The following is a 4814-nucleotide window of genomic DNA, read 5'->3' on the forward strand; positions in this document are numbered from 1 at the left end:
TGCCGGGCCTAGGCTTCCGCGCCCGAACCCGCACCGGTTGCGCGCCCAGGTAGAGGTGCGGGCAGGTACAAGGGGCGGAGGCGCCGCCGAGGGCGCCGTCCCGTGTGCCCACCCGTCCCGCCCCAGCGGGACGATTGCCCACACGGGGGTGGGCCGGGGCGACCGGCGGGCACCGCCCGCACGGGGCGGTCGGGCGGCGGGCGCGGGCACGCGGGCGCACCCGCATAGGGGGCGGTGGGCGAGGGTGGCGGGTACGCGGGCGCAGCCCGCACGGGGCGTCGGGCGACGGTGGCGGTCACGCGGGCGCAGCCCGCGCCGCAGGGGGCGACGGAGGCGGGGACGTGGGCGGAGCCCGCACGGGGACGTGGGCGGAGCCCGCACGGGCACGCGGGTGGAGCCCGCGTGAGGACGTGGGCGGAGCCCGCGTGGGGTGGGGGGCGGGTGGGCGTCGCTCGTGTGGGGTGGGGGCCCGGTGGGGGGTCAGGTGGGCGGGGGGGATTCGAAGCCGGGGAGCCAGGTGTGGAGTTCGTCGCGGAGGCGAACCGTCGCGTTGAGCTGGCACAGCACGCCGATGGTGCTGAGGGTCACGCGGTGTATGAGGAGGTAGGAGGGCGGGAGGTTGAGCTGCTTGCCGAGCTGGTGGGCGGGGGAGCGGAGGTCGGCGATGCGCGCGGCCTGAGCGCGCATCCAGCCGCGGCTGAACTCGAAGGCGTCCACCTCGGCGGGCTCGATGATCGGCAGCAGGTATTCGAGGACCGCGTCGGGGTCGAGGGCGACCGACTCCTTGACGAAGCCTTCTCCGCGGAGCAGTTCGTAGACCGTCTCGGCGTCGCCGGCGAGGGTCATGCGGAGACAGGTGCCGATCGTCTCGGGCAGTCCGCCGGGCAGGCGGTCGACGGTGCCGAAGTCGAGGACGCCGAGCCGCCAGGCGTCGGGCCCGTCGTCCTCGTCGCGGCCGGGGAGCAGCCGGAAGTTGCCGGGGTGGGGGTCGGCGTGGAGGAGGCCGGTGCGGGCGGGGCCGGAGAAGAGGAAGCGGGCGAGGAGCTGGCCTGCCCGGTCCCGCTGGGCCTGCGTGCCGTCCGCGATCACCTCCGACAGCGGGATCCCGTCCATCCACTCGGTGACGAGGACCTGCTCGGCCCGGTGGACCACGGCGGGCACGACCACGCCGGGATCGTCGGCGAACTCCTCCGCGTGCTTCTGCTGGGCCTCCGCCTCCAGGGTGTAGTCCAGCTCCTCGGAGACCCGGTCCCGCATCTCGGTGATCAGCGGTTTGATGTCCATCCCGGGGATCAGCGGGCCGAGGAGCCGGGCGAAGCGGCTCAGCTGGGCCAGGTCCGAGAGCAGGGCCTCGCCGGCGCCCGGGTACTGCACCTTGACCGCGACCTCGCGCCCGTCGTGCCAGACGGCCCGGTGCACCTGGCCGATCGAGGCGGCCGCCGCCGGCTTGTCCTCGAACTCCAGGAACAGCTTCCGCCACTCCGTGCCGAGCCGCTCCTCCATGACGGCGTGCACGGTGCGGGTCGGCATCGGAGGCGCCGCGTCCTGAAGCTTCGTCAGCGCGGCCCGGTAGGGCCCGGCCACCTCCTCCGGGAGGGCGGACTCGAAGACGGACAGTGCCTGCCCGAACTTCATCGCCCCGCCTTTGAGTTCGCCGAGCACCTTGAACAGCTGCTCGGCCGTGCGCTGCTGGAGTTCGCGGGCGACGAGTTCCGCCGATCTCCCGCCGATCCGCTTGCCCAGGCCCCAGGTGGCCCGGCCCGCGAAGCCCAGTGGCAACGCGGCCAACTTGGCGGTCCGGGTGACCGCCTTCCGGGGAAGATCAGACATACGCCCCTCCAAAACCCAGACTGCCGTGCCGCGCAGGGCCGTTACCCCGCCATTGTGTCGTGCGTGTCTCCGGCTGCCGAGGCGCGCTCCCCCTCTTCGCCGCGCGCCGCCCCGCACGGGCAGGCCGGATGGGGCCTCAGCCGCTCCGCCCGCCACTCCAAGAGCGGCAGCGACGTCTCCCAGCGGGTGCCCGTACTCGCCGGGAGGTCGCCGTCCAGGAAGGCCAGCGCGTGCGCGGCGGCGAGACCCGCCACGGCCGTCGCCAGGCCCACGTCGCAGGCGGGCAGCGGATGCGGGGCGCCGGAGCGCCACTGGGCGAGCAGCCGGGGCCAGACCGGCTCCCGGTCGGTCCGCTCCTCCTGGAGGCACCGCGCGCACGCCGTGCCACCGGGCAGCACCAGCGGCCCGACCATCCCCGTCGCTTCCAGGACCCCCGCGTAGAGGTGGGGCGTGCCGGTGGAGATCCACGGCTCGGCCGGGACCGGATCGGGGACGTATGCCCCGAGGCCGTCCCTCGGGGTCACCACCACGAGTGAAAGCCCGCCGTCACCGCCCCTCTCACCCCACCCGCCGTCACCGCCGCTCTCACCCCACCCGCCGTCACCGCCGCTCTCACCCCACCCGCCGTCACCGCCGCTCTCACCCCACCCGCCGTCACCGCCGCTCTCACGCCACCCGTCGTCACCCCTCGCCCTGCCCCGCCCGTCGTCACCCCCGGCCCTGCCCCGCCCGTCGTGCCCACCCGGCCCGGACCCTCCAGCCCGCCGTCCCCGGCCGTCCGAGGCGGCGCGGGCCCAGTGGCCGACCAGGCGGCGGGCCGCCGTGGCCCGGCGTTCGCCGACGGCCTCGGGAGGCAGGCCGGACGGGGAGGTCTCCCAGGGTTCGACGCGGCCGGAGTCCAGCACGTCGACCGTGCCGACGCCGGCCGCGGAGAGCAGGGCGGCGACCGTCGTCCCCACCCGGCCCGCGCCTCTGACCTGGACGCGCTGGGAGCGCCGGGCCGTCAGCGTCCGTGTCGCGAGGTCCGGTTCGGGGTGGACCACGGAGAGGGAGGCGAGGTCGGCGCGGAGCGGATCGAGGGCCCGGTCCACCGCGCCGGCGGGCGGCCCGACGCGGCCGGGCCGCCCGGTCGTGGCGTCCGTGAGGAGCCCGGCCGACTCCAGCCGGCCGAGGAGCGCCTCCAGGTGGCCGTCGGGCAGGCCGAGCGCCCGCGCCTCGGCCCGGAGCAGTTCGGTCCCGCGGGTGCCGTCGAGGAGCCCGAGCACCGCTCCCGTGTCCTGGTCGACCGGGCCGAGGACCACCGCGTGGGCGGGGGTGACCCCGAACTGCACGTACTGGAGACCGCGCCAGGCCCGCCGGAGTGCCGGCTTCACCATCGGATGCATTTCCCCACCCCGTTCCGTGATCGTATTCATGATCGACAACGACGCTTTCGCCGTCCGTGGTGAGAATGCCCCGCCGTCGTGACGGTCGCCGAAAGTTGTCCACAGGCCGGGGGAATAGTCATTCAAATGGTGTGCGGTGGGGTCGGAACGTTCCCGAAACCGCTCCCCGGGCGGGACTTCCCGCGGCGCCAGCGGGTAACGTCGGGGCCGTGCCCGCCGACCCACAGCGCAGCGTGACCAGCAAGCCGCCCCGCGGTGCCGGGACGAGTGCGGTCGAGGTCCGCAGAAGCCCGCGGCGCAGCAGGACCGTGTCGGCGTACCGCGAGGGCGACCGGACCATCGTCCTGATCCCGGCGCGGATGTCGGAGGCGGAGGAGCGGCGCTGGGTCGGCGTGATGCTGGACAAGCTCGCCGCCCAGGAGAACCGGAGCGTCCTCGGCGACCGCGAGCTGACCGAGCGGGCGGCACGCCTGTCGGAGCAGTACTTCGACGGCCGGGCCCGCCCGGGGTCGGTCCGCTGGGTGACCAACCAGAACACCCGCTGGGGCTCCTGCACCCCCTCCGAGGGCAGCATCCGGCTCTCCCACCGGCTCCAGGGCATGCCCGAGTACGTCGTCGACTACGTCCTCCTCCACGAGCTGGCCCACCTGCTCGTCCCGGGCCACGGCCCGGGCTTCTGGCGGCTCCTGGAGGCGTACCCCAGGACCGAGCGGGCGCGCGGCTACCTGGAGGGCGTGGTCGCCGCCGACCGGCTGCCCCACCTCCCGACCGCCCGCGAGGAGTGACGGCGGCCCGCGAGGACCGGCGAACGACCGCGAGGACCGGCGACCGCCAGCGGGGAGTGACGGCGGCGGTATGCACGCGTGAGCGTCTTTCCCGATTCCGTACCGAAAACGACCCGCCCTGTCTCAATGTCGCAGTCAGCCGTTAGCCTGGCGCGAGCATTCGCCATTCGGGATGGGGGACGGTCGTTACGCATGGCCAGGGAATTCCAACGCGGCCACAAGGCCAAGATCAGTGATCTGACCGCGGGGACAGATCTGTACGTCGGTGTGCAGATCGCGGCGCCCGGACTGACTTTCGACATCAGCTGCTTCGGCCTCGACGCCGACGAGCGGCTCTCGGACGACCGCTACTTCGTCTTCTTCAACCAGCCGAAGACGCCCGAGGAGTCCGTCCAGCTGCTCGGGGCGCAGTCCGGTGACACCGAGTCCTTCCGCGTCACCCTCGACCGCATCCCCGCGAACATCCACAAGCTGTCGTTCACCGCGACGATCGACGGCGCCGGCCAGATGTCCCAGGTCGGCCCCGGCCACCTGCGGATCGTGGCGGGCGGCGAGGAGGTCGCCCGGTACGCGTTCACCGGCGCGGAGTTCTCCACCGAGCGCGCGGTGATGCTCGGCGACTTCTACCTCAAGGACGTGTGGCGGTTCGCCGCCGTCGGCCAGGGCTTCGACGGAGGCCTGGACGCGCTCCTGCGGAACTTCGGCGGGGAGGTCGCCGAGGAGGCGCCCGCCGCGCCGCAGCAGCAGGCCGCGGCCCCCGGCTTCGCCCCGCCGCCGCAGGCGGCGGCGCCCCCGGCGTTCGGCGCCCCCGCGC

General features: G+C 74.5%; 4 protein-coding genes. 2 read left to right on the plus strand and 2 right to left on the minus strand.

Annotation, left to right across the window (positions count from 1 at the left end; all coding sequences use genetic code 11):
- Positions 1-480 precede the first annotated feature (480 nt).
- Both MRBLMG1_RS34990 and MRBLMG1_RS34995 read right to left on the minus strand, forming a co-directional pair.
- Complete coding sequence (locus MRBLMG1_RS34990; protein ID WP_367828188.1) at positions 481-1830, minus strand: ABC1 kinase family protein; 1350 nt, start codon at positions 1828-1830, stop codon at positions 481-483.
- A 41-nt stretch (positions 1831-1871) separates the two neighbouring features.
- Positions 1872-3215, minus strand: a complete 1344-nt coding sequence (locus tag MRBLMG1_RS34995; RefSeq protein ID WP_367828189.1) for a TOMM precursor leader peptide-binding protein — start codon at positions 3213-3215, stop codon at positions 1872-1874.
- A 209-nt stretch (positions 3216-3424) separates the two neighbouring features.
- On the opposite strand from MRBLMG1_RS34995, the gene MRBLMG1_RS35000 reads away from it, so the two are divergent.
- Together MRBLMG1_RS35000 and MRBLMG1_RS35005 are read left to right on the plus strand one after the other, a co-directional pair.
- Positions 3425-4000 carry a M48 family metallopeptidase gene (locus MRBLMG1_RS35000; RefSeq protein WP_367828190.1) on the plus strand — a complete coding sequence of 192 codons (576 nt, stop codon included), beginning with the start codon at positions 3425-3427 and terminating at the stop codon, positions 3998-4000.
- Between the two features lie 192 nt (positions 4001-4192).
- Positions 4193-4814, plus strand: a 622-nt coding sequence (locus MRBLMG1_RS35005; protein ID WP_367828191.1) for a TerD family protein, incomplete at its 3' end; no start/stop codon positions are given.

The organism is Streptomyces sp. LMG1-1-1.1 (genome assembly GCF_040815545.1).
Lineage (GTDB): Bacteria > Actinomycetota > Actinomycetes > Streptomycetales > Streptomycetaceae > Streptomyces.

What these genes read in the sequence shown, in the direction of transcription:
- MRBLMG1_RS34995 (WP_367828189.1), bottom strand. Translation starts at nt 3,215, where the DNA reads ATGCATCCGATGGTGAAGCCGGCACTCCGGCGGGCCTGGCGCGGTCTC.
- MRBLMG1_RS34990 (WP_367828188.1), bottom strand. Translation starts at nt 1,830, where the DNA reads ATGTCTGATCTTCCCCGGAAGGCGGTCACCCGGACCGCCAAGTTGGCC.